This is a genomic window from Variovorax sp. Varisp46 (genome assembly GCF_059491885.1).
Genome location: NZ_CP168515.1, coordinates 3,938,276 through 3,962,450, shown reverse-complemented (window position 1 = coordinate 3,962,450; position 24,175 = coordinate 3,938,276). Strand labels below are relative to the sequence as shown.

Here is a 24,175-nt window from a genome sequence, read left to right as displayed (position 1 = left end):
GACTGCCATGCAAATCACCGGAAGCCAATCCATCGCCGCGCCACGCCATCAGGTCTGGGCGGCTCTAAACGATCCAGTGATCCTCAAGGGCTGCCTGCCCGGCTGTGAGTCGGTTGAGCGTGTCTCGCCTGAGCTCTTCCGCGTGGTCGTCGTGTCGGCCATTGGTCCGTTGCGGGCCAAATTCAACGGCGACTTGCGCCTGACTCAGGCACAGCCGCCGGAGTCATGCGTGATGGTGTTCGAAGGGCAGGGCGGTGCCGTGGGGTTCGGCAAGGGACAAGCCACCGTCGAACTGCTCGACGTCGGCAGCGCGACCGAGCTGCGCTATTCGGCGCAGGCACAGGTCGGCGGCAAGCTCGCGCAAATCGGTTCGCGGCTGATCGACAGTGTCGCGCGGAAGATGTCGGACGATTTCTTCGAGGCGTTCCGCAAGCTGGTGGTGCCCACGCCGAGCCCTCCGATCACTGCCGAGGCTGACACGGCAACTCCTGCGAGCGCAAAGCGAAGCAGCTTTGTCCCCGTGTGGGTGTACGCCGCAGCCGCTGTCACGGCTGTCGTCTTGGGCGGGGTACTTCTGCGCTGAGATTGGCTGGCCACTTCAAATGAAAAGCTACTGAAGGAGACATCGGATGAAAGCCTTTCGAATACTTGCCGCAGTCGCGGCAATGGCGGTTTCTGTTGCCGCCAACGCGGATACGTGGCCAAGCCGCCCTGTGAAGATCATCGCGCCCGCTCCGCCGGGTGGCCCCTATGACTATATTGCGCGGGCGCTGGCAGATGGCTTGCAGCGGTCGCTGGGCCAGCCGTTCGTGGTGGAGAACCGCGCCGGTGCGGGCGGCACCATCGGCGTGGATGCAGCGGCGAAGTCCGCGCCCGACGGCTATACGCTGGTGGTGGGCTCCACCGGGCCGATGTCGGTAGCTCCGGGCATGTTCCGAAAACTGCGCTACGACCCGGAGAAGGACTTCGCTCCCGTGGCCAGGCTCGTGAAGATGCCCGGCTATCTCGTCGTTCACCCCAGCCTGGGCGTCGACAACGTGAAGGATTTCCTCGCCAAGGTTCGGGCCGATCCTGGCAAGTTCTCGTACGCGTCGACGGGAAACGGGTTCTCGCAGCACACCAACATGGAGCTGCTGAAAAACATGGCAAACCTCTTTGTCGTGCCGATCACTTATCGTGGCAGCGGTCCGGCAGTATCGGATCTCCTCGGCGGCCAGGTGCAGATGATGATCGAGCTCGGTCCGGTCGTGATTCCGCATGTCAAGGCGGGACGTTTGAAGGTGCTGGCGGCGAGTACCGCGGCACGAACCGAGGCCATGCCTGAAGTGCCGACATTGAACGAGAGCGGTGTCAAAGGCTTCGACGCATATACCTGGTTCGCGCTGTATGCACCTGCTGGGACACCGGCCGACATTGTGCAGAAGCTGCATGCCGAGACATCAAAGGTGCTGAATCAGCCCGAGCTGAAAGCACGTTTGGCGTCGCAGGGCGCCGAAGTGGCCTTGACCACGCCGGCGGAGCTGCCGGCGTTCCAGGCCGCCGAAACGAAGAAATGGACGTCGGTGATTCGCCGAGCCGGCATCCTTCCTGAATAGCCATGCAAGGTCCGCTCAAAGGCACTCGGGTTGTCGAAATCGCCGCCATCGGGCCGGCGCCCTTCTGCGCGATGCTGCTGGCCGACATGGGCGCGGACGTGATCCGCATCGAGCGAAAGGGCGAGCGACCGCGTGCGGGGTCTGGAACGGCGGATGTCCTGCAGCGAGGTCGCCGGTCGATCGCGCTCGATCTGAAGCAGCCGGGCGCCGCCTCGGTGGTTCTCAAACTTGTTGAGCAGTCCCACATGTTGATCGAGGGCTTCCGGCCCGGCGTGATGGAGCGCCTTGGCTTGGGGCCGGACACCTGCCTGTCTCGAAATCCTGGGCTCGTCTATGGAAGAGTGACGGGCTGGGGCCAGCAAGGGCCGTTGGCCCAACGCGCCGGTCACGACATCGACTTCATGGCTATCTCCGGTGCGTTGCATGGCATGGGTGATCCGGACCGACCGCCGATGCCACCGTTAAACCTGGTCGGAGACTTTGGCGGCGGCGGCATGCTTCTCGCCTTCGGCATGGCGTGCGCGCTTATCGAAGCTCAGCGCAGCGGCCGCGGCCAGGTGGTTGATGCAGCAATGAGCGACGGGTCGGCACTGCTCATGAGCATGCTGTACGGATACCTGGCCATGGGGCGCTGGAAAGCGCAGCGCGGTGCGAACTTCCTCGACGGCAGCTCGCCGTTCTATCGCTGCTATCAGTGCGCCGACGGCAAGTGGCTGGCGGTCGGAGCGGTCGAGGCGAACTTCTATGGCGAGCTGTTGCGTCGCTGCGGCCTGCCCGAAGCTCTGCTCGACAGCCAATGGGATGAACCGAGCTGGCCGCAGACCCGGCGGCTGTTCGAAGAAACCTTTCGCACGCGGGCGCGGGACGATTGGTGCGAACTGCTGGTTGGCGTCGATACCTGCGTGGCACCGGTGCTGGACATGCACGAGGCACCGGCGTTCGCGCACAACGTGGCACGCGGCACCTTCGTGGAGATCGACGGTGTCACGCAACCGGCCCCGGCGCCGAGGATGAGCATGACACCCGGACGGGCCGGACGCATCGCTGCGCCGGGTGAGCACACGCGGGCCATTCTTTCCGACCTCGGGCTCAGCGACATGGAGATCGCAAGGCTCGAGTCCGAGGGAGTCTGCTGAGGCGAAGCACTCGGAAGTTCCGTCATGCAAAGCTGATGCAGCACGTGATTGATCGACCCGTGAGCCAGGCTCGCGCTTCGTGAGAAATCCTCGTTTGCCGCTCGGCCACGCCCGGAGACAAACTGCCTTCTTTTCCGGAGATAGTCATGAGCGAACAGATCCGCATCGAACAAGACGGCCGCGTGCTGCGCGTCACCTTTAACCGGCCCGAGGACAACGGCGTGTCGGACAGCATGGCCGCCGCGTTGTCTGCCGCGCTGGCCACGGCCCACGAGACTTCGGACGTGGTGGTGGTGAGCAGCGTTGGCCCCGACTTCTGTACCGGCCGCATCCGCGATGCGGGCGGGCCGCCCCCAGCGGAGGCCTACGCCCGCCGACCGGAGTACGACGCCATCTTCAATAGCTACAAGTCGGTGCGCTCTGCCCAGGTGCCCGTGGTCGGGATTCTGCGGGGCCGTGTAATGGGCTACGGCACTGCGCTCGCGGCCCTCTGCGATGTCAGCTTCGCCGCCGACACTGCGACTTTCAACATCCCCGAGATCACTCACAACGTGATGCCGACCATGGTGATGTCGGCGCTGTATGACCGCGTGAATCGCAATGCCATTCTGTGGATGGCGTATTCGGCTGACTTCATCGACGCGAAGCAGGCCAAAGACTGGGGAATCGTGAGCCAGGTGGTGGTACAAGACAAGCTCGACGCGACCGCCGCCGGCTTCTTGGACGTTCTCCTTTCCCGCCCGCGCCCCGCGATCCTGGGACTCAAGGAGTACCTGCGAGTCGCCCCGCGCATGGATGAACAAGCGGCGATCGACTACGCACGTGCACTGCACTCGATGGTGAACACCTCGGCAGCGATGAAAAAGGCGCACTGAGCGTACGGCGAGGAGGAGACAAAACATGGCCCGTACGCAAATCCGACGCCGCCAGTTCCTGTTGGCAGGTGCGGCCGTCACGGCAAGTCCGTGGGCGCTGGGCCAAGCCACCGCGAAGACGGTCAAGATCCTGGTTGGATTCCCGGCGGGACAGGCGACGGATGCTGTCGCCCGGCTGATGGCGGAGAGTCTCCGAGGCACGACCGCCCAAAGCTACATCGTGGAGAACCGGCCGGGGCAGGGCGGCAGCATCGCCTTGTCGGAGTTGGCGCGTGCACCGGCGGACGGCAGCGTCATGATGCTGGCCCATATGTCGGCGGTTTGCACCAATCCGCACCTCTACAAGCGTGTCAGCTACGATTCCCTGAAGGACTTCGAACCGGTCGGCCTGGTGGGCGACCTTCCCTTCGTGCTGGTTTGCCACGCGGCCCTATCGATCAAAAACGTTCAGGATCTGATCGCTTACGCAAAGGCGAATCCCGAAAAATTGTCCAATGCCTCCTCCGGGAACGGAACCGTATCGCATCTGGCGATGGAGGAATTCAAGCGTCGAGCCGGAATCTCGATCGTTCATGTGCCCTACAAGGGTAGCGTGCCCGGACTGACGGACGTAGCGGCTGGCAACGTGTCTATTGCGCTCGAGACGGCTGCCGGCGTGGCCCCGCTCATTCAGAGTGGCAAGTTGAGACCACTGGCTGTCGGGACAAACCAGCGCCTCGATGGGATGCCGAACGTTCCCACGATGCAGGAACAGGGCCTGGGTGATTTCGATGCCGCCACTTGGCTGATGGTCCTATATCCGCGAGGCGTGCGGAAGGACCTCGCCCACGGCACCTTCGAAGCGATGCGGACATCTTTGCGAACATCGAGCGTGGAGCAGAAATTGGCCACATTGAACTGCCTGCCACGATACAGCGCCAATCCCGATGCCGCGGAAAGTTACATGCGCGCGGAGTACGCCAAATGGGGCGAAGTCGTGAGGCGCAGTGGCGTCAAGCTCGAAGGCTGAGATGGACGTAAATGGTTCCGAACTCCCGACTCCTTCCTAACCCGTATGTCCGAACCTCTTCTTCTAGTCGATAACCCACGTCCCCAGGTCCGAAGGTTCACCCTCAACCGGCCCGAAAAGCGCAATGCGCTTTCCAATGCCCTTCGCACCGAGCTGTTCTCAGGACTCGAGGCTGCCGATAGGGACGAGTCGGTGCGCGTGAGCATCATCCGCGGCGCGGGAAAGTGCTTCTCCTCAGGCTATCAATTGGGCGGTGGAAACGAAGAGGGCCAACCGTACTACACGTCGGACGGCATCGGCCAATGGCCCCGGCACGTGGTCGAGGGATCCTTCCGGATCTGGGATCTCGCGAAGCCGGTGGTTGCTCAGGTTCATGGCTACTGCCTTGCTGGTGGCAGCGAGCTCGCGACGGCCTGCGACTTGGTCTATGTTGCAGACGACGCGCAGATCGGCTATCCGCCTGTACGCAGCATGAGCCCACCCGACATGCAGTTTCACCCTTGGCTCATGGGTTTACGGAATGCAATGGAAATGATGCTCACGGGAGATTCGATCAGCGGAGCGGAAGCTGTCAAAAAAGGATTCGCGAATAGGGCCTTTCCAGCGGAAGAGCTCGAGGAGCGCGTGCTCGAGATGGCAGAGCGAGTCGCAAAGGTACCCTCGGACGTCCAGCAATTCAACAAGCGAGCGACCCACAGGGCCATGGAGATCATGGGCGTGCGTGCTGCCATTCGTGCGGGGACCGAAATGCAGGCGCTGGCCTTCTTCACGCCCTCCAGCATCGCCTACCGGGAGGAGTTCGCCAAGGGCGTGCGTCACGCGCTCTCCATTCGAGACGGAAAGTTCGGGGACTATCGGGAAAGCGAGAAAGATACCAACTGAAGCCATCGCTTGTGGCGCCGGTGACAACGGTCGCCAAGACAAGTATTCATACTGGCACACCCTTAAGGGAGTTCTCCTGATGGGCCGCCGCAGTGGTCGCTGCGTACAGGTTTGCCGACGTGGCCCCTCAAGCTCTTGGACTTGCAAGTGCTCCGTTCCGGATCTGCGAATCAAGCCACGGGCCCGTCCATGCGAGGCGGACTTAAGATTTTGCGGAGCTCTTGAGCCCCGCGCTGTGCGTTGACCGGCGCTACTTGGCTCGAGGGGAAAGACCCCGCGGCGCATCTGGCCGCAGATGGCTGGCCTATGCAGGCCCGTGAGGCGCTCGACTTTGCGGATCAAGAAGCGACACGGCGCTGAGCCACGGCCCCCCTGCCGCTGCATGCGCTTGGCTGAGACGACGACCGTTTTTTTGGCCTACCTGATGCGTGTGTTGTGGTGCGCGCCAGGGCAATGTTGAGCTGGCGAGAAGTAGGGGCGGGTCCAAGCCCCCCAAAAGAAAAGCCCCAACCGCCGATAACCAGGCGTTTACGTGCCTATGGTTATCGTGGGTTGGGCCTTCTACAACACCGTAGCGTGATTGCTGGCCGCGCTTGCATGAGGGCGAAGTTGCCGACCTGAATAGAATCCGCCGCATGGCAACTGGCAAGAAAAGCACATTCGCAGTGCAACGTACACCCAAAGCGAAGAAGAAGCTGACTACCGTCAAGAGATCCGGAAAGCTCCCGCCGCAACGGCTAAAGGCCCCCCGTTGGGTTTATTGGCTCGGACGGCCGAGCGTTTCGCTACAGCAGGCGGCGCTGCTAACCATGGGTCTGGCTCCCGAGAAGGGCGTCATTGCGCTACTGAAAAACAAGGAGCGAAAGAAGATCGAGTTCCGCAAGCGCGAGAAGGAGCTCGAGGCCGCATACGGGATCAGCAAATGGATTCCACGCGCAAACACCCTGCCGCGTCGAGTAACCGTGCGCAACGCGCTCGAGTTCGCATCGGAGTCCAGATGGGCACTTGCGAAGAATGCCAAGAACGCGTTGATGCGAGCACGACATCTTGAGCCGATGGACGGCATCGCCGACGTCCGCCGAGAAATGGATACATCACCGATAGAGCCAATAGTCGGTGTTCGGCCGCTGCCGTTAAGCACAGCGACAGGCTCTTTCGCCTTCCCGGTGAATCAAGAGCCGCACGCGAATGAGAAACCGAGCCGCAAGGAAGAACGCGCTATTCAAATGCTCGGCGCGGTTCTCGTCCTTCTGCATCGCGCTGAGAAGACGATGGTGCGCCCGCGCTATCTACGCGAGGGTGCGTTCAACTTCACCACGCTCGTAGAGGAAGTCAAAGCCGTCGTCGCCGAAGAGAAAGCTACAGCTCACGACCTCGCCGGTATGAGTGACAGCAATGTTCGGAGCTACCTTCGAGATGCGCTACGTGGCTACGCCATTGCGTATCCCAAATCGAAGCCGAGTAGCGAAGCTGAGGAAGGCTAACTCCTCTGGGCCTTGTTGGCCCCGTAGGGCGGGGAGCATCCTCGTTAATAGGCGCGCCTTCAAATAGGCTGAGAAACTAACGCCCTGCAGCCTGCAAGTTCTACTCTTGCAGGCTGCCACCCACACCTGCAGGTTGCAAACTGCAAGCGACCTTTCCTTCGACCATTGATCCCGTTGCGCAACACACACCTCAGCCCCGGCTGAGATCTGTTTAAACCCATCGGAGATCACTTATGAGTTCGAAACCACTGACGACTATGTCGTCCTACCGGCAGCTTGCCAGTCGCCTTAATATTTCCCTCGGCACAGCCCGGAAGCTTGTTGAGGACGGGCATCTGACTGCTGTTCACGTAGGCACACGTTGTGTGCGCATCAGCGACGCCGAGATCGAGAGCTTCCTGGTCAAGCAGAAGAATTGCGGTGGCCAAAAGGGAGCAGCACTGTGAGCAACATGAAGGCCGAATCAAAGAAGAAGGGCCAACTGCTCCCAGGTGACGGTGCATTGCGACAAGCGATCGCAGCCATCTACTCCGCCAAGAGCATGGTTCCCGGGCAGCCGAACATGTATGCCCTCAAAATCGGTGACGTGTGGCACATGCTGAACGCCCTCGAAGTTCTGAAGGAGAAAGTTGAGGGCCTGTTCAACATCGCGCAAGCGAGCAATCTGTCCATCGACATGACGAAAAAAGAGCTCGCGTTGCTCGGTCATCAGATCGCCAAGGCTGCAACCGAAAGGGCGATCCTCTTGCCGAGTGCAGGCTATCAAGCCTTCGAGTTGGGCGGGACTCGCCATGAGGTGGTGGTCTGGCGCGGAGATGCGCACTGGATCGGGGATAAGCCCGCAGTTCCCGTGGTTGTGGATTCGTCGGTGCGGGTTGATCTTCCTCCGGCCAAAGGCAGTCGGAAGACATGGCACCGGACATTGGGGGCGCACATGCTCGAAAACCCGACCATGCTGGTTGCCCTCGGTGCGGCGCTGTCGGCACTCCTCGTGGGGCCGGTAAGAATTCAGCCACTGATGCTCATGCTGGTCGGACCGAGTTCGAGCGGGAAGACTTCGATTCAGCAAGCCATCCAGTCGATCATTCGACCTGGTGCGGTGAAGTCCGCCTCCGGGACGGTGCTCGGCCTTCACCAATGGATGTCGCATCAGTCCGATCAGCCGGTTTTTCTCCAGGAGACGCGGCAGGTCACCAATTCAGCTGAACTCATCAATTTGATCTTTGACCACGGTAACGGAGGTGCCCGCACCATCGGCAACGCCGCTCAGCGCGGAGTGGAAGGTCAGGCCCTACGCTGCGTGTTGATTGCCTCCAACGAGCAAACGCTCGCGGAATTGGTGCGTCGCAAGTCCGTGGTACTCGATGCCGGCGTCGACGCGCGTCTGTTCGAACTGGTGACCGACGGGGCACATGGCGCGTTCGAAAAGCTGCCCAGCGGCATGACCGCGGCCGACTTTGCGCAACACCTGACGGAGGCTAGCCAGAACGCATACGGGGCGGTGTGGGACAGGTGGGTAAAGGTAGTGGTTGAGAACTGCGCAGAAATTCGCGAGAAGGCGGAAACGCTGATACCTCGCATTCGCGAAAAGCTGCTGGAACAGGTGGAGGTCAATGACCCCGTGTTTAACCGCATGCTCAACGGATACGCGGGATGGTTCTTCGCGCTGATCATGGCTGCAAAGTACGGAGTCTTCTCCGTCGAGAAAGGGCAGATTCGAGACGCGTTCTATACCGTTTTGAAAGCGCATAGCAAGCGGTACGCGTCAGGCCTCACGCCAATCGACCATGCGGTCATCGGCGCTGTCCGAGCGGCGATCGATGAAAACCCTGGGCGCTTCACTGCGTTGGACGAGCGCGGCCAAACGAAGGGCGGAGCGTGGGGTTACATCCACAAGATCAACGACGAGACTCTCTATCTGGTGTTCGGTTCCTCCTTGAGCAAATTGGCAAGCAGTCACACCGATCGCGAGATTCTGGATGCGCTTGTCGGAGCGGATTACCTGAAACACAACAAGGGTGAGCGGATGCTCTCTGTTCGTTTGCCGAACGAGAGACAGTCGAAGCGCTTCTATGCCATCCGGGAGCGCATCTGTTTCGACGGCTAGCGGTCGAACTGCTGTTACGTCGTTACGTCGAAACAGGAAGCTGAGTTGTGTCGCAGTTGGCACTCGGGCTGTTGCCCGGTGTGTCTTCAAGAAGGCCGTCGGAACGTTGAGATATACAGCTTTTGAGTGATGGAAATGGGTCAAAAACTCTTCTGTTTTTGACCTCTTCCTGAGCATAGGCCAGGTACTAATAAGGGGGTAACACAGTATGTATTCCCAACCCCCTTTAGGTAGATCGGCCGGTTCCCTCTCGGTCCCTCGGCCTGTCTATATGCCTCCTCGCTGAGCCTCATTTCGGCCCCGTAACTGTCTCGGGGTAGCTCTACTAGATCTGGAATGTAAATGCTGACGAGGCCTATGCCTCGTCGGGTAGCCGCTGCTTGTCTGTGGCTATAACTATCAAGAGGATATTCATGCCTAAATCGAAAGAAACCATCAAAAGCACCAAGCAAAAAACCTCCAAGTCGGAGGTGAGGGTAAAAGCGCCAGTTATTGACCGCCTCGTGTTCGTCCTGCCCTGGAATGTGACGCCCGGAATCGCCGCCTCCATCCCTGAGGATGTGGTGGAACGCATCAAGGACGAGGTGACAGAGGGCCGGGCGTCGTACGCGCGTGGCAAGGGCAATCGGTATCGCACGAACGTTTGCCCCACGTTGCCTGATGGCGCTCGCGCGCTCTTGAGCTTTGGCGCCACTCAAGCGACGCAGAAGGGTGGGCTGCGGGTCGACATTACCCCCAGCAAGATGAGCGAGGACGCCATCGAGCAACTGCACCTGGTGATCAAGCAGATTCTCGACGTTGAAGACTACAAGGAGCTTCTGGCCAAAGCTACCGTCAATCGGCTCGACGTCGCGGTCGACGTGGTCAACGCCCGGCTAGACAGCCTTCTCGTGGGCTACAAGGGTGTTCACGAACTGACCGTTTTCGGTAAACGCTTCGTGCGCGGCCAAGCTGAGACCTTCAACTTCGGCAGCGTCACCAGCCCGTATCGCGAGGCCGTCTATGACAAGGGAATTCAAATCACCCACGAGTTGGTGCAGAAGCTCAAGAAAACTGGCGACAACGAGGACCTGGAAGACAACCTTGTCCGCCAGGTCAGGGATGCCAGAGGCGGGCCACCAATCGTGCGGCTGGAGGTGCGAGGCATCAAGCTGGGCGGCGTGCGCCTGCACCAACTCAAGGAGCGAGATGCGAAGCGCTTCCACCGGTTTGTGCTTGCGGATCTGTCGGCCATTGACGATCTTTCCCCTTTCATCAAAGCCAACTTCATGGCGCTGGTCCGGGAGGTTGGCCTCATGCGCGCCACCGCCGTCTACAAGGACTGTAGCGACAAGAAGGTGCGAAAGGTGATCCAGGCGCTCGTGGACACCACGCCCACCTGGTGGGAGCCGGACGACCTTTGGGGGCGTGGCATCAAAGCCTTGAAAGGGGCGGGGATCTTCCCGAAGAAGGCGTTCAAGAATCCGTAGACCATGCATCTCTTGCATGGCGACGGAGCGCCGGCTCGAGTCAATCTGGGGGCGGGCAGCCCTTTGAGCTGAAGGCGGAGTCCAGACTGATGCCTTTTGCGACAGCGTCATGCGAATCCAAAGGAAGGCTCAATTACAGCTACTTGAGACTGGCAAAGTAGTTGTAGTTGAGCCGCAGCTCCCTGGCCCACAACTCGGTATCGGGTGTGAATCTAGGCGTCACGCGACGAAGTTTCTGCGCCAGTCGAAGAAACTCTGCATTGGGTTTTCCTGTGGCCGGTCCGGTGACGAGTGCGGAGGCGATGATGTCCGCCTCCTTGTAGGAGTGCAGGCTCAAGTAAGTCAGGAACTCGTCCACCAGTTTCAGATCCTCACGGCGTACCACGGTGTCACTGCCGACGTCCAAATTGGGGCGATAGGGTTTGCCGTCATTGATCGAGGGAATGTTGAAGACAACCTCCTTGACGATTGCACCATACGTCCATGTCGCGTTCTTGCGAGCAGCCCACCCAAGGCGCCCCGCAATCTCTTCGAGAGCATCGTGGTCGTGAGGCACGTAAAGCCACTCGCGCCCGGTCTCGCTCGCCAGCAACTCGTCTCGCGTTTGAAAATTGGGACTGTTGTAAAGGAGCTTGTATCTAGGGGTGTCGATGAGCAAGGCCATTCGTGACTATGAGTAAAGAGATGAGGCTTTTGATGGTGTCGCGGGGTCGCATTGCCTGTTAATGAACGACACGCGTGCACTCTTCAAAGCATTGGATTATCGATATGCTCTGACATTAACTCAATGTCAATCGCGTATAAGCTCGTGGTCTTCCTAATTCAAGGCGTACTACACATGGCAAAGACATTCCTCCAAGTTCAGAAGCAGATCGAAGAACTTCAGCGCGAAGCTGAGAAATTGCGCAAGAAGGAGGCCGACGGCGTTCTCAGCCGCATCAAGGAGGCAATCGCGGTGTATGGCTTCACGGCGGCCGAGCTTGGCTTTGGCAAGGCTGTCGGCCGTCCTGCTGGCAAGACCGGTTCCGTCGCCAAGAAGACCCGGAAGGACAAGAAGGCCGCCGCAACGCCTGCAGCAACAGCAGCGCCAAAGTTCCAAGACGACCAGGGCAACGTGTGGAGTGGCCGTGGTCCACGCCCCGCATGGTTCAAAGCCGCGCTCGAGACCGGCAAGTCCGCCGACGATCTGCTCGTCAAGTAAACGCCACCCTGCGGCAGCGGCAGTGGTCCCGCCCGCTGCGCCGCACCTTATCGTCGGCGTCGTAAACCCCCGTTTATCTGGAGCCAGCATCAGAGGTCATGCTGTGAGGTCAAAGCAGTGGCTGCTGCAAATAGCTGGCCTCCCCTAAATATGGGAGGCGTCCGTAGGTGCCATCGCATTCCGGGGAAGAGAGAATGTGCGGCTGTGGATTTTCCGCCGCGGCCCTACCAGGAGCTAGTGGAGTTGACCGCACCATCGTCTCCTAGGAGAAACGAATGCCGTACTATGCTGGCCTAAAGAGGATCAAAGATACCAAGGCGCGCCGTCGCATCATCGATGGTCTTAAGCGGCTGCGCTCATCACTTGCGACTGCTATTCCCGCACGCACTGCGACTGATACGCTCCTGCTGGCCACGTGGAACATCCGGGAGTTCGATTCCGGAAAGTATGGCTACAGACCCGAGGAGCCGTACTACTACATTGCGGAGATATTGAGCCGTTTCGATCTCATCGCGATTCAAGAGGTGCGCAACGGCGTGTACCCTCTGCAGACGCTGGTGCGCCTCCTCGGCAGTGACTGGGACTTTCTCGTCACCGACGTGACTCTTGGCACTTCCGGTAACTCGGAGCGCATGGCCTACCTGTTCGATCGTCGGAAGGTCAGTTTCACGGGACTGGCTGCGGAATTGGTGCTGCCCAAGGAAAAGGGCGTCAAGGAAGAACCTGTGCAGATGGCGCGGTCACCCTACATTGCTGGTTTCCGGGCGGGCTGGGCGTACCTTACCCTGGCCACCGTTCACATCTACTACGGTAAGGGAGTAGCAGTGGATCCACGACGTCTCGCAGAGATCACGGCCTTCGCCAAGACGATCGCCAAGCACGCCGGGAAGCTCTCCGGTGCACCTCAATACGAGCCCGGAATACCGCCCGCGCCCGACAATCTCATCATGCTGGGCGATTTCAACATCTTCAATCGCAAGGACGTGACGATGCAAGGCATTACTAAGGCCGGCTTCGTTGTTCCTGGGGACTTGCAGGAAGTGCCGGGCTCAAATGTCGACAAGAATAAGCACTACGACCAGATCGCGTACTATAAAAAGCTAGCGCGACTTGAGCCGACCGGCAACGCGGGTGTTTTCGATTTCTATGAGCATGTGTATCGGCTCGCAGATGAAGGCGACTACGCCCAAGAGCGTGCGCAGCGACCTGGTCGCAGTTTCAAAGACTGGCGCACCTACCGCATGAGCGACCATCTGCCCATGTGGATTGAACTTGGTATCGATGATGCTGATAGTTACCTGGACTCAATAGCCTGATCGGACTCGGGCTTTAGTACTGCGAGCCCTGAAGGTTCCCACCCGCCTTTCCACCGGGCGGGATGCTCGCGGCGACTCATCCTCGTAAACGCCCACTTATCGTGAGTTGACCGCGAAGTGGAGATGGTGGCGTACGCAAACTGCGTGCGACTCACTTTCCCTATTGGCTCGCCGGATGGCGAGCTTAGGGCCGGGCGCTACCGATCTCGCTCGATCGACGCGCAGTCGACTAGGTGCGCAATAGATCTTCTTGGGAAAAGTAGGCGGTAACCCGGACGTGTGCGCCAAGACTCGTTGCACCGGCGCAAAATGGCTTTTCCTCTGGAGGAGTGAAAGTTGGACGTCCAAAAAAACGATGAAGCCTTGCCGATTGGTTCCAAAGAGAGCACAGAGCCAAGCGCTCCACTTGAAGTGGTCCTCATTGACGTCGAAGCGGATGGGACGCTGGGGTATGCCTCGATTCAGAACGCCGTGCCGGTCATCCGGTCCTTGCGACTGACGAATAACGGGACCGAGGCCCTCGAAGGCCTCGAGGTACTGGTGAGCTGCAATCCGAGGTTCGCCGAAGGGGCCAGGTTGCGGTTCGACCGCCTGGCACCCAGCGAGTCACGCCGAATCTCGCCCATCGACCTGCGCCCGGACCACACCTTCCTGGCCGACCTTCAGGAGGCCGCCCGGGCAACGATTACGGTGGTGGTCACGGCGGGCAATACGGAACTGGCACGCAAGACACAGGCGGTCGAGGTTCTCGCCTACGACCAGTGGGCCGGCACCCGGGCGCTGCCGGAACTGCTCGCAGCCTTCTGCATGCCGAACAATCCGGCTATCGATGTGCTGATTCACAAGGCATCTGGCCTCCTGAGGTCTGCTCACAACGAGCTGTCGATGAACGGCTACCAGTCCAAGAATCGGGACGTCGTCTGGAAGCAGATATCCGCCGTTTACAGCACCATCGCGGCCGCCGGGTTGCACTACTCGGAGCCGCCTGCATCGTTCGGAACCGACGGCCAGAAGATTCGCACGCCGGACCGCATCCTTGACGCCGGGGTCGCCACCTGTCTCGACCTGGCGATGCTGTTCGCGTCCTGCTTCGAGCAAGCCGGCCTGCGACCCGTGGTCCTGGTCAAGGAGGGCCATGCTTGGGTGGGCGTGTGGCTCCACCCGGCGAGCTTTCCGGACCCCCTGACCGATGACGTGCAGGCCGTGCGCAAGCGCGTCGACAGCGGGGAACTCCTGGTCTTCGAGACCACGGGCATTGCACTGCACCACAGCCATCGTCCCACCTTGCGAATTGCAATGGAGCAGGGCAGCGGGCACCTGCTTGACGAGGAGTCCTTCCGGTACGCGGTGGACATTCACCGTGCGCGCGAAGTCCAAATCAAACCCCTGCCTTCCAAGGCGGTGCAGGTCCGGCGGGCAGAAACCGACGAGGGGGAGCCGCCGGTTGCCATCGAGCCGACTCCGCAGCTCCCCGACCTGGACGTGGCCGCACTCACCCCGCTGGACCTTCCCTTTGACGACACACCGGAAGGCCGCCTGTCGAAGTGGAAATCCCGTCTCCTGGACTTGACGCTGCGCAACAAGCTCCTGAACTTCAAGGCCACGAAGACGACGCTGAAGCTCATTGCCCCAGACCTGGCGCGCCTTGAAGACGTGCTGTCTGATGGCAAAGACTTCAAGGTCCGGCCGCTGCCCGGCATCATGGAGGGAGCCGACCCGCGCATGGCCCAGGTTCACGCCGGCCGCAGTGGCAACTCCCCGCTGGATGACATGGCACTAGAGGCGCTGTCGAACAGGGATTTGCTTGCCGAAGTGAAAGCGGACGAACTGGATGGACGCCTGCTGGGCATCCATACCGCCGCGCGCACGGGCCTGGAAGAAGGCGGCGCCAACACGCTGTACCTGGCCATCGGCCTGTTGCGGTGGGCGGAGGATGAGAAGTCGGAGCGCAGGAACCTCGCTCCGATTCTTCTGGTCCCTGTCACGCTCCAACGCCAGTCGGTGCGTTCAGGTTTCAGGCTGGCAAGGCACGACGACGAGGCCATCGTCAACCCCACGCTCCTGCAGTTCCTCAAGGCGAACTTCGAACTTCGTGTTCCCGGGCTGGAGGTCGTGCCCAATGACGAGAAGGGCATCGACGTGGGCCGCGTGCTGCAGGCCTTTCGGCTGGCCGTCGCTGAAATCAAGCACTGGGAAGTGCGAGAGGAGGCGCATCTCGGACTTTTCTCCTTCACCAAGTACCTGATGTGGAAGGACCTGCAGGACCGCACCGAGCAGCTCAAAGCCAACCGCGTGGTGAAGCACCTCATCGACAACCCAGGCCAGCCGTTCGAAAGGGACGGCGATGTCGGCGAATTCGAGCAACTGGACCAGACCCACAAGCCTCAGGACATCCTCGCGCCGCTTCTGTCCGACTCGTCGCAACTGAAAGCCATCTGCTCCGTCGACACCGGCCGCGACCTGGTGCTCGAGGGTCCGCCGGGTACCGGCAAGAGCCAAACCATCACCAACATCATTGCCCACATGCTTGGGCGCGGAAAAACTGTTCTTTTCGTGTCCGAGAAGATGGCGGCGCTCTCGGTCGTGCATCGGCGGCTCGAAGCCATCGGGCTGGGGCCATTCTGCCTGGAGCTTCATTCCTCGAAGTCGAAGAAATCGGAGGTACTGCAGCAGTTGGGCAGCGCGCTGGACATGGCCGGCCAACGCACCACCGATGACTGGTCTCGGGAGGCAGAGCGCCTCGCGCAGCTGCGCCAGGAGCTGAACGGGCTCGTCGGTTCGTTGCATCAGGCCTACCCCAACGGTCTCACGGTGTTCGATGCCATCGGCACCTGCATCGGCAAGAGCGGGAAAGAGCCGTCCTCGATGCCGTGGGCTGATGCCATGACGCACACGCGCGACGAGCTCGACAAGCTCAGGGAAACCTCGCGCAGCATGGCCACCCTAGCGGGCTCCATCGGCGGGGTGAATGGTCACCCGCTCGCCCTCATCGGCATGACGCAATGGAGTAACACCTGGGGGGACAACCTTCTTGTCGTTTGCCAGGACCTGGCCCGCGTGACCACGGTACTCCATGCCAAGGCACAAACACTCGAGGCACTCCTTGGGCTGAGCCTGGCGGGGTCGAGCACGGACACCCTTGGGAACATGGACACGCTCGCCGACATCCTGCTCGCGGCGCCCAAGGTGCCCATTGCAGTCGCGCGGCAGGCCCACGAACCCGCGACGCGTGCACGCCTCCAGGCGCTCGTGAAGCACGGGACCGCGCGGGCTGGGCACTGGGAAAGCATCGGGGCCGGATGGACGCCGCAGTTGGCGAAGCTCAATGGCGCCGAGCTCCTATCGAGCTGGTCCCAAGCGAACGCGTCCTGGTGGCTGAAGGCCATATTGGGCCGGCGCGCCATCACGGCGAAGCTGGCCGCCTTTCGCGAAGGAACGAAGCGTCCCACCGCGGCGCAGGTCGACGCGATGCTCCATCCCCTGATGGAGCTCAACGAGGAAGACCAGGTGCTGCGGTCAATGCACGCCGATGCACAGACCTTGCTTGATGACGCCTATGACGGCTTGAAAACCGATTGGAGCGCGGTGGCGGCTCATGATGACTGGGCGAAGCGGTTCACACAGGCGGTGGCACGAGTCGCCGCGGGCGATGACGGACGCTCGCAGGCTCTGCGAAGTGCTTTGCAGCCGCTGGTTGCAGAGAACCGCGTCGCGCTCGAGGCCAACGGAAGGGTTGGACAGGCGCTCCTCGAGTACCGCGGCGCTCTGCGCGACATGCGCCAGAAACTCGACGCGCTGAACGACGCCGCGAAGCCGGTCGCGCCGATTGCGGGCCCCGGTAACGCAGACGGGGCGTTGGAGCGCGTCCAAGGTGTCATCGCTGGATGGCAGTCGTCCAAGCAGCGTTTGCAAGCATGGTGCCTGTGGCGGAAGGTGCGCGACCACGCCGTCGCGCAAGGGCTCCAAGGCCTTGTGTCGGACCTTGAGCATGGCGCTATCGGCCTGAGTGAGATCGATGAACACTTCGAGTTCAGCTACCGCAACTGGTGGGCGAAGAAGGCCATCGATGTGGACCCCATCCTGCGCAACTTCGCAAGCGCCGAGCACGAACGCAAGATTCGCGAGTTTCGGGCCGCCGATGCGAGCTTCCAGAAGCTGACGGAGCGCTACCTTGCCGCGACCCTGGCGGGCAGAATCCCTTCCGCTGCGGGCGCCGCAGCGAAGGCGAATCCGGAAATGGGACGTCTCCTGCGCGAGCGCCAGAAGCAGCGCGCTCACATGCCCGTGCGCCAACTCGTCCAAGCCATGCCAACGCTCCTCCCCAGGCTCAAGCCGTGCCTTCTGATGTCGCCGCTTTCGGTGTCGCAGTATCTCGACGCCGGCTTCTCGCAGTTCGACCTGGTCATCTTCGACGAAGCATCTCAGATTCCGGTTTGGGACGCGGTGGGAGTGATTGCACGCGGCAAGCAGGTGGTGGTTGTTGGTGACCCCAAGCAATTGCCCCCGACCAACTTCTTCAACAAGTCCTCCGACAGCGAAGAGGGCGGATTTGGTGACGACGAACGGGTCGAGGACCTCGAGAGCATCTTGGACGAGTGCCTTGGCGCCGGCATGAACAAGCTCAGCCTCAAATGGCACTACCGCAGCCGCCACGAAAGCCTCATCACGTTCAGCAACCATCGCTACTACGACGATTCGCTGGTGACCTTCCCGTCGCCAGTGACCGACGACCTGGCCGTCAAGTTCCAGCGCGTGGCAGGTGTCTACGACCGCGGGGGAAGTCGGACGAACCGCGCAGAGGCGGAAGCCATCGTGGCGGGCATCGAAGAGCACTTCCTGAATCCCAAGAAGCGAAACCTGACGCTGGGCGTTGTCACGTTCAATCAGACGCAGCAGTCGCTCATCGACACCTTGCTGGACGCGCGGCGCCGGGCACATTCAGACCTCGACCGCGCCATCGCGGCGCAGACGCGCGAGAAGCTGTTCGTCAAGAACCTCGAGAACGTTCAGGGTGACGAGCGCGACGTCATCTTCTTCTCGATTACCTATGGCCCCGACGCCGCGGGTAAGACCACCATGAACTTCGGCCCGCTGAATGGCGAAGGGGGGCATCGTCGGCTGAATGTCGCCATCTCGCGGGCGCGCGAAGCGGTCGTCATCTACAGCACGCTCATGCCAGAGCAGATTGACCTTGCGAGGGTGCGCGCCGCCGGTGTGCGTGACCTGAAGCACTATCTCGAGTTCGCTATCCGCGGCGCGCGGGCCCTGGTCGAGCAGAGCTCTCCTACCGGCTTGGAGCCCGAGAGTCCATTCGAACTTGCGGTCATCAAGGTTCTGCGCGACCTAGGGTGGACCGTGCATCCTCAGGTGGGCTGTTCGGGCTACCGCATCGACCTCGCCGTTGTGGACCCTCGTGCCCCGGGTCGCTACCTGGTCGGAATCGAGTGCGACGGCCGCGCATACCACTCTGGAGCCACGGCGCGTGACCGCGACCGCCTGCGCCAACTGGTCCTTGAGGGCCTCGGCTGGAGAATTCACCGCATCTGGTCCACGGACTGGTGGGTGAATCCCGAGGGCGAGGTTCAGAAGATGTCGGCATTGCTTCAGTCGCTGGTGGAAGAAGAAGCCGAAGACGATGACGCAGGAGGCGCGCCGGACGAGTACTCGCCAGAGTCGGAAGAGTCGCTCGATACGGACGTCCACGATGCCAAGCTTGCTGTTGGAAGCGGAGCAGGGACGCCAGAGGCGACTCTGGTGGCAACTCAGTCGGCCGCCGATACTCCTCAAGGGAGCGGCTTCCCCGTCTACGCGCCGGCGACCGTCGCACCCGGCAACCCGTTTGCGTTTTATGAGCCGCACTCGAACCGCCGACTTGCGGACCAGCTTCAGCTCGTTGTGGAAGCCGAAGGCCCGATTCCCGAGTCGACCCTGCTCAAGCGGGTGGCGAGAGCGTGGGGTCTGGAACGCACAGGCGCCAAGATTGTCGAGCGGCTCAGGTCGCTCACCCCAGTCAATCTGCCGCGGACGGTAGAGGACCATGAGACCTTCTACTGGCCGCCCAACGCCGAGCCGAAGACTTGGAACGGGTTCCGCATCGCCGACACGAGCGACGGGTCCAAACGGCACGTTGCCGAAGTCTGCATCGAGGAGGTAGCAGCGCTGGCACTGCATGTTGTTCGGGAAGCGGGGTGGCCTTCTCGGTCCGATACCGCGAGGGCGGTGTGCCGCCTGATAGGCATGGCCCGTACGCCTGCAGACGCTGAGCGCCGTGTCATGGAAGCGGTCGACGCGCTCGTAGAGGCAAAACTCCTGAGCGAGGCGGCTGGGGCCCTTCGCCTTTATGAGCGCGACCCGTTCCGTTTGGACCATCCCATTCTTCGGCAGTGACCCATGGAAGGCTTCCTACGAGCGCCTCAAACTAGGCTCAACATTTCACGAATGAAAACGTCGCGCGATGCGAACAAACTACGTCCTGATTGATTTCGAGAACCTGCAGCCTGAGCTCCTTGCAGCCATTGACCTCGAGCACTTCCGTGTCATGGTCTTCATCGGTGCCACGCAGACCAAGGTGCCCATCGACTTCGCTTCTCGGTTGCAACGGCTGGGCACGCGCGCTGAGTACTTGCGAATTTCAGGCTCTGGCCGCAACGCGCTCGATTTTCACATTGCCTTCTACTTGGGCGAGCTGCTCGCCAAGGACCCGACGGCTGTGTTCCATGTCATCGCCGTAGATGGTGGGTACGACCCACTGATTCAGCACCTCAAAGACCGAAAGGTGTTTGCCCGCAAGTACAAGTCCATTGCCGACATTCCGCACGTGAAAGCGGCCAACTCCAAGACGCTGCAGTCGAAGGTTGCCTTCGTGACAGCGTCTTTGGCCGAAAGACCAGGTGGCCGGCCGGCAACTCTGAAGACTCTGGAGTCAACCATCGAAGGGATGTTTCCTGGTGGCTTGGCAGAAGGCGTGACAGGGGACATTATCAAAAGCCTTGAGGTCGGTGGCTTTGTGGTCATCAGCGGGACGAAGGTCGGCTACCCAGATGCTCAGGCTGTCGCCCCTCTGAGTCCCCCGAGCGGGACGTCCCTTAAGCTGACCGTTTGAAGCGTCGTATGTTCATCGAGCATCCGAGCCGAGTCCTGAACTCGCTATTCCGCAGCAAGCCGTATCAAGGCGCAAATCCCGCAGAAGCAAAGTTCCTGTTCATTGGCCTTGATGCGAACTACGCTGCAGAGATAGGGGTCAGTCCAATCTTCGAAAAGCTGCGGGAGTATCACGAAGACGGAGTCGCCTTCTGGCGAAGGCACCAAGTGCATCACCCGTTTCTGCTACCTCAATACGCAGGGGATGGCCGCTTCTATCACCGCAGCTTCGCCCGTATCGGCTTTACGCCAGAGCAGGCGAGTCAAGTCGCATTCATCGAGCTGCTACACCTTCCTACGGTCGGGCGAAGTAGCCTTGTGCCAGCAGACTTAAGCAATGACCACCTGTCCAGGCTCAGTGAACTTGTCCTAGCTGGTGCCGCACAGCACATTTTTGTGCCACGAGCGGTGGCCCTCCTCATGCAGGCCACAGGTCGCTTCCCGTGGCTGGCAAAGAAGCCGTTGGGGCAGCTTGGACCGCTCGGCATCCTGCATCGACAGCAAATGAAGACCGTCTATAGCCATCTTCACTTCTCCGTATATGGCAGGTTTGAGGCGCGCAAGGTGAGCGAGGCGACCGCAATTCGGTCGCTTATCAATGCAGGCATCTGAAGCCATTCGTAGCGGCGGTCGGCCAGCGTCTTGGCCGATCCTGCAAGTGGGATGACGGGCGTCTTGCGGCCAAAACTAGGCCTTCCAAGGCCAATGGTGCCTTTGGAATTTTGTACTGATGAGCGGGCGAACTTCACAGAGGCTTCATGCAGGGAGCACGCGACGAGCTTAATCTTCCAGTGACCGAACCATCAAAAGCTTTGGACCGTCCGTCTGGGTCCAAGCTGCACGAGAGCAGACATGACAGCAAAGCAGAGTAGAGTCTCTTTCATCTCGTTTGTTGCCTCCATCGCGGTGACCCTTTTATCTGGAGCGGCCTGTGCATCACCAGCTATTGATGGATGGTGGGTTGGTGAGGGCGGCGAGCTCACTGTCAATGGAGCGCCATTCGATTTCGGAGAAGCTTGGTACGTGGTGACAAAGGGGCGCTCTGCGTGCGCGATACGGTCCAATTCTCTCGGCGGGCGGCTGACGCATATCCGGGCCTGGGATGGCGCAGTTGATGGCGGAAAGGTGGCCGTACATCGCGGCGCAATCATTAGAGGCGAATTTGCCGACGCGCTAGAACTGGCTTCTGTAGCGTCTTCAGCGCACTTGTTCATGGGGTCTGAGAATCTTGTTCTCAAGTTTGAGTACGCCATATATGAGCCTGGTCGTCTCGAAGTGCTCCAGCGGCAGGTTGCGAACCCCGCCAGCAGACGTTCTCGCTGCGTTGAAACACTGCAAATTTGCGGCTGTGCCGTGAAAGGCGAAGAACGGCGCTTCTGAGCTATGTGATTACTGCCGCTGGCTCCCGAAGCATTAATCCACGGTAGCGTTCTCCCAAACAAGCGTTCTAATTGGGCACGGGCCGCTCGGATTCACGACTTCAAGTTTTTGTTCCTCGGTGAAATCTGACGCAAGGACCGCAACGACCTGCAGCGCAGGCAGCGTTACTGTTGGAGTGGACCCTAGGTCGCAGTACTTGCAGTGCTCGCTGACAGTCCTCAGCCAAGGCGGTTGCATGCGCGTGTTCGACTGGCCGTTTCGGAGCAAGGGGAAAGTCGGCTTCGGGCCCAATGCCGAATTTCAGAAGGGTCCACTGATCGACCGCTTGTGTTGAAAATCGGCTGCTCGCCGTGACCCATAAGCGAGCAGCTGGACCCGCCGCGGTCAGTGCATCTCCGCCAAGGCTTCCTTCACGCCTTGTTCCTGCAGCGGTGTGTCGGCACCTTCCAGATGCAGCGCCGCGTGCGGTGGAACAGGCGTAGCGCAGTCCTTATGGATCACGCCATCCTTCATCACTAACTGAACCTTGGCCGGATCCGTCAATAGCGACAGATCCTCCAGCGGGTCGCCGTCGATGAGAACGATGTCTGCAAGAAATCCCGCCTTCAACTGTCCGAGCTCATCGGGCCGCTGCATGATCTGGCCACCCAGTCGGGTCGCAGCCGTCAGCGCTTCCTTCGCGGTCATGCCGATGTAGTCGACAAAGTACTGAAGATCGTTGGCATTGGTGCCATGCGGCATCCACGCAAAGCCGTAGTCACCGCCCGGGAGGATGCGAATGCCGCGCTTGTGCATCTCGCGCAACGAGGCGGATGCGATCTCCAGTTCGCGCTTGTAGCCCATTTGAGTGGCGACAGCTTCGGTGATGCCGTACTCGGCCGCGTTGTAGGTCGTACGAATGAGCCAGCCGATGCCAGGCGCTACGAAGTGCTGGTCCTTGGCCGCCTCCAGCATGTCCAATGCTTCCGAATCGGCAAAGCTAGCGTGGTAAACCATTTCGATGCCGTGGCGCACACACTGCTTGACCGATTCGCTGGAGCGCGCATGCGCGGCCATGCGTTTGCCGTAACGCTTGGCTTCCTGCGCCAGCATGGCTACTTCGTCGTCCGCAAACGGCGACATCTCGGCCGGCAGGCCAGCGATGTACTCGCCGGACAGATTGATCTTCAGGTGATCGACGCCGTACTTGATAAAGGTGCGGGCCGACTTGCGGATCTCTTCGGGGCCGCTGCACACGCTGCCGAAACTGAGCTCCTCAAACTTCATGTGTGGCAGTGTGTTGTCGCCCAGCGCGCCGATGGTGGTGATCTCCTGGCTGCCGGCCAGGTAGCGTGGGCCTGGAAATTCGCCTGCGTCGATGGCGTTGCGCAAGACCACGTCCAGCCGCGGCTTGGCCGCTGCGGCGCCAATCGCGGAGGTCCACCCCATGTCGAGGTAGCGCTTGGCGACGCGCACGCACCAGAGCATGTGCTCCTCAGGCGGCATGAACTGAATGGCCGCGAGCGAAGGCTGGTCGTTCCACGAGAAGTGCGTGTGGGCTTCGGTCATCCCCGGCATGAGAAAGCGGCCCTTGCCGTCGATCACGCGCGCATCGTCGATGCTCACGCGCTTTGGAAAGCGAGCGACTTCTACGATGCGCCTTCCTTCGACGAGAAGGTCGCCGGTATACGGATCCTCGCCCGAGCCGTCGAAGATACGGACATTGGTGAATGCAATACGGGTCATCGTTGTCTCCTCCGGCTTGTTGTGCCGGCAATGGGTTGTCGAAATGGAATCCGGCGCTTGCTCAGGGCAGTGCCGCGTAGAAGGCTTCAAGCTCTTGTGCGCAGCGCTGCGGTTGCTCGAAAGTCGTCCAATGCCCGCATCCTTCGAGCACGACGAGGCGGCTGCCCACGATGCGTTCCTGCATGGTGCGGACATTGACCACGGGGGCTACGCCATCCTGGTCGCCGGTGACCAGGAGCGTTGGCACATCGATGCGTTCGAGCACAGCCGACTGCGCTTCGGCAAGCGCCGCACAGGTTTGCGCATAGCCTTCGGGCGACTGGCGCATCACGCTCTCGCGCACCAGCGCGAGCACTGCCGGCTGCTGCTCCTTTGTCTGTGTGCTCGTCGCGCCTTTCACGATGGCATCGGCAATCTCCTGCAGGGCCGCCACACCGCCGCGCGCCGCGTTGGCACGGGCCGCGATGCTGGGGCGAGCTGCCTCGGGAGGCGCAGCCAGCGGGCCGAAGAGCGCCAGCGATTTCACCGTGCCAGGCCTGCGCAGTGCCAGGTGCTGGGCGACGATCGTGCCCATCGAGTGCGCCATCACGTGCACCGACCCTATGTCGAGCTTCGAGAGAAGCCGCATCATCGTCTCCACGTAGTGCTTGATCGACAGCGTCTGACCGTCAGCAGGCAGCGGCGACCTCGCGCTGCCCGGCAGATCGGGCCTGATGCGGCGAAAGCTACCGAGCGCCGGCAGTATGGGCGTCCAGTTGTTCGACGAACCACCCAGCCCGTGGATGCACAGCAGCGCCGCGCCTTCACCATCGATCTCGACAGTCAGACCATTCAGAACTTGAGTCGTCATGCACAC

General features: G+C 60.9%; 19 protein-coding genes. 16 read left to right on the top strand and 3 right to left on the bottom strand.

Annotated elements, in window-relative coordinates; translation table 11 throughout:
- The first annotated feature begins 7 nt into the window (after positions 1–7).
- The 10 genes from ACEN9N_RS18715 (at position 8) to ACEN9N_RS18670 (ending at position 10,557) form a co-directional block, all read left to right on the top strand.
- Positions 8–583: an SRPBCC family protein gene (locus ACEN9N_RS18715; protein ID WP_495654241.1), complete on the top strand. Its 576-nt coding sequence runs from the start codon at positions 8–10 to the stop codon at positions 581–583.
- Between the two features lie 46 nt (positions 584–629).
- Complete coding sequence (locus ACEN9N_RS18710; RefSeq protein ID WP_495654240.1) at positions 630–1,595, top strand: Bug family tripartite tricarboxylate transporter substrate binding protein; 966 nt, start codon at positions 630–632, stop codon at positions 1,593–1,595.
- Between the two features lie 2 nt (positions 1,596–1,597).
- Positions 1,598–2,731, top strand: coding sequence for a CaiB/BaiF CoA transferase family protein (locus ACEN9N_RS18705; protein WP_495654239.1), 1,134 nt, complete (start codon positions 1,598–1,600; stop codon positions 2,729–2,731).
- A gap of 146 nt (positions 2,732–2,877) precedes the next feature.
- Positions 2,878–3,606 (top strand): enoyl-CoA hydratase/isomerase family protein, encoded by a 729-nt coding sequence (locus tag ACEN9N_RS18700; protein WP_495654238.1) that lies wholly within the window; start codon positions 2,878–2,880, stop codon positions 3,604–3,606.
- A gap of 25 nt (positions 3,607–3,631) precedes the next feature.
- Positions 3,632–4,615 carry a Bug family tripartite tricarboxylate transporter substrate binding protein gene (locus ACEN9N_RS18695; RefSeq protein ID WP_495654237.1) on the top strand — a complete coding sequence of 328 codons (984 nt, stop codon included), beginning with the start codon at positions 3,632–3,634 and terminating at the stop codon, positions 4,613–4,615.
- 45 nt (positions 4,616–4,660) lie between these two features.
- Positions 4,661–5,497: an enoyl-CoA hydratase-related protein gene (locus ACEN9N_RS18690; RefSeq protein ID WP_495654236.1), complete on the top strand. Its 837-nt coding sequence runs from the start codon at positions 4,661–4,663 to the stop codon at positions 5,495–5,497.
- Between the two features lie 635 nt (positions 5,498–6,132).
- On the top strand, positions 6,133–6,981 hold the full coding sequence (locus ACEN9N_RS18685) for a hypothetical protein (RefSeq protein WP_495654235.1): 849 nt from the start codon (positions 6,133–6,135) through the stop codon (positions 6,979–6,981).
- Between the two features lie 233 nt (positions 6,982–7,214).
- On the top strand, positions 7,215–7,427 hold the full coding sequence (locus ACEN9N_RS18680) for an excisionase family DNA-binding protein (protein ID WP_495654234.1): 213 nt from the start codon (positions 7,215–7,217) through the stop codon (positions 7,425–7,427).
- 5 nt (positions 7,428–7,432) lie between these two features.
- Positions 7,433–9,088, top strand: coding sequence for a DUF927 domain-containing protein (locus ACEN9N_RS18675; RefSeq protein ID WP_495656401.1), 1,656 nt, complete (start codon positions 7,433–7,435; stop codon positions 9,086–9,088).
- A 413-nt stretch (positions 9,089–9,501) separates the two neighbouring features.
- Positions 9,502–10,557, top strand: coding sequence for a hypothetical protein (locus tag ACEN9N_RS18670; protein WP_495654233.1), 1,056 nt, complete (start codon positions 9,502–9,504; stop codon positions 10,555–10,557).
- Between the two features lie 139 nt (positions 10,558–10,696).
- Here ACEN9N_RS18670 and ACEN9N_RS18665 read toward each other — a convergent pair whose 3' ends face one another.
- Complete coding sequence (locus ACEN9N_RS18665; RefSeq protein WP_495654232.1) at positions 10,697–11,215, bottom strand: hypothetical protein; 519 nt, start codon at positions 11,213–11,215, stop codon at positions 10,697–10,699.
- Positions 11,216–11,395: 180 nt separating this feature from the next.
- On the opposite strand from ACEN9N_RS18665, the gene ACEN9N_RS18660 reads away from it, so the two are divergent.
- The 6 genes from ACEN9N_RS18660 to ACEN9N_RS18635 all read left to right on the top strand — a co-directional run bounded on the left by ACEN9N_RS18660 (position 11,396) and on the right by ACEN9N_RS18635 (position 21,594).
- Positions 11,396–11,758 (top strand): H-NS histone family protein, encoded by a 363-nt coding sequence (locus tag ACEN9N_RS18660; RefSeq protein ID WP_495654231.1) that lies wholly within the window; start codon positions 11,396–11,398, stop codon positions 11,756–11,758.
- A gap of 275 nt (positions 11,759–12,033) precedes the next feature.
- Positions 12,034–13,074: an endonuclease/exonuclease/phosphatase family protein gene (locus ACEN9N_RS18655; RefSeq protein WP_495654230.1), complete on the top strand. Its 1,041-nt coding sequence runs from the start codon at positions 12,034–12,036 to the stop codon at positions 13,072–13,074.
- Between the two features lie 336 nt (positions 13,075–13,410).
- Complete coding sequence (gene proA / locus ACEN9N_RS18650) at positions 13,411–19,461, top strand: anti-phage protein ProA (protein WP_495654229.1); 6,051 nt, start codon at positions 13,411–13,413, stop codon at positions 19,459–19,461.
- A 67-nt stretch (positions 19,462–19,528) separates the two neighbouring features.
- Positions 19,529–20,176 carry a PIN domain-containing protein gene (locus tag ACEN9N_RS18645; protein ID WP_495654228.1) on the top strand — a complete coding sequence of 216 codons (648 nt, stop codon included), beginning with the start codon at positions 19,529–19,531 and terminating at the stop codon, positions 20,174–20,176.
- Positions 20,173–20,826: a hypothetical protein gene (locus ACEN9N_RS18640; RefSeq protein ID WP_495654227.1), complete on the top strand. Its 654-nt coding sequence runs from the start codon at positions 20,173–20,175 to the stop codon at positions 20,824–20,826. Before ACEN9N_RS18645 ends, ACEN9N_RS18640 begins: the two co-directional genes overlap by 4 nt.
- 240 nt (positions 20,827–21,066) lie before the next feature.
- Complete coding sequence (locus ACEN9N_RS18635; RefSeq protein ID WP_495654226.1) at positions 21,067–21,594, top strand: hypothetical protein; 528 nt, start codon at positions 21,067–21,069, stop codon at positions 21,592–21,594.
- A gap of 384 nt (positions 21,595–21,978) precedes the next feature.
- Here ACEN9N_RS18635 and ACEN9N_RS18630 read toward each other — a convergent pair whose 3' ends face one another.
- Both ACEN9N_RS18630 and ACEN9N_RS18625 read right to left on the bottom strand, forming a co-directional pair.
- The gene (locus tag ACEN9N_RS18630; RefSeq protein ID WP_495654225.1) at positions 21,979–23,319 is read right to left on the bottom strand and encodes a metal-dependent hydrolase family protein; all 1,341 of its coding nucleotides are present in this window, start codon (positions 23,317–23,319) and stop codon (positions 21,979–21,981) included.
- 61 nt (positions 23,320–23,380) lie between these two features.
- Positions 23,381–24,169: an alpha/beta fold hydrolase gene (locus ACEN9N_RS18625; RefSeq protein WP_495654224.1), complete on the bottom strand. Its 789-nt coding sequence runs from the start codon at positions 24,167–24,169 to the stop codon at positions 23,381–23,383.
- Between the last annotated feature and the right edge of the window lie 6 nt (positions 24,170–24,175).

What these genes read in the sequence shown, in the direction of transcription:
- ACEN9N_RS18680 (WP_495654234.1), top strand. Translation starts at nt 7,215, where the DNA reads ATGAGTTCGAAACCACTGACGACTATGTCGTCCTACCGGCAGCTTGCC.
- ACEN9N_RS18695 (WP_495654237.1), top strand. Translation starts at nt 3,632, where the DNA reads ATGGCCCGTACGCAAATCCGACGCCGCCAGTTCCTGTTGGCAGGTGCG.
- ACEN9N_RS18690 (WP_495654236.1), top strand. Translation starts at nt 4,661, where the DNA reads ATGTCCGAACCTCTTCTTCTAGTCGATAACCCACGTCCCCAGGTCCGA.
- ACEN9N_RS18700 (WP_495654238.1), top strand. Translation starts at nt 2,878, where the DNA reads ATGAGCGAACAGATCCGCATCGAACAAGACGGCCGCGTGCTGCGCGTC.
- ACEN9N_RS18715 (WP_495654241.1), top strand. Translation starts at nt 8, where the DNA reads ATGCAAATCACCGGAAGCCAATCCATCGCCGCGCCACGCCATCAGGTC.
- ACEN9N_RS18655 (WP_495654230.1), top strand. Translation starts at nt 12,034, where the DNA reads ATGCCGTACTATGCTGGCCTAAAGAGGATCAAAGATACCAAGGCGCGC.
- ACEN9N_RS18660 (WP_495654231.1), top strand. Translation starts at nt 11,396, where the DNA reads ATGGCAAAGACATTCCTCCAAGTTCAGAAGCAGATCGAAGAACTTCAG.
- ACEN9N_RS18710 (WP_495654240.1), top strand. Translation starts at nt 630, where the DNA reads ATGAAAGCCTTTCGAATACTTGCCGCAGTCGCGGCAATGGCGGTTTCT.
- ACEN9N_RS18705 (WP_495654239.1), top strand. Translation starts at nt 1,598, where the DNA reads ATGCAAGGTCCGCTCAAAGGCACTCGGGTTGTCGAAATCGCCGCCATC.
- ACEN9N_RS18675 (WP_495656401.1), top strand. Translation starts at nt 7,433, where the DNA reads ATGAAGGCCGAATCAAAGAAGAAGGGCCAACTGCTCCCAGGTGACGGT.
- ACEN9N_RS18635 (WP_495654226.1), top strand. Translation starts at nt 21,067, where the DNA reads ATGACAGCAAAGCAGAGTAGAGTCTCTTTCATCTCGTTTGTTGCCTCC.
- ACEN9N_RS18645 (WP_495654228.1), top strand. Translation starts at nt 19,529, where the DNA reads ATGCGAACAAACTACGTCCTGATTGATTTCGAGAACCTGCAGCCTGAG.
- ACEN9N_RS18625 (WP_495654224.1), bottom strand. Translation starts at nt 24,169, where the DNA reads ATGACGACTCAAGTTCTGAATGGTCTGACTGTCGAGATCGATGGTGAA.
- ACEN9N_RS18670 (WP_495654233.1), top strand. Translation starts at nt 9,502, where the DNA reads ATGCCTAAATCGAAAGAAACCATCAAAAGCACCAAGCAAAAAACCTCC.
- ACEN9N_RS18685 (WP_495654235.1), top strand. Translation starts at nt 6,133, where the DNA reads ATGGCAACTGGCAAGAAAAGCACATTCGCAGTGCAACGTACACCCAAA.
- ACEN9N_RS18630 (WP_495654225.1), bottom strand. Translation starts at nt 23,319, where the DNA reads ATGACCCGTATTGCATTCACCAATGTCCGTATCTTCGACGGCTCGGGC.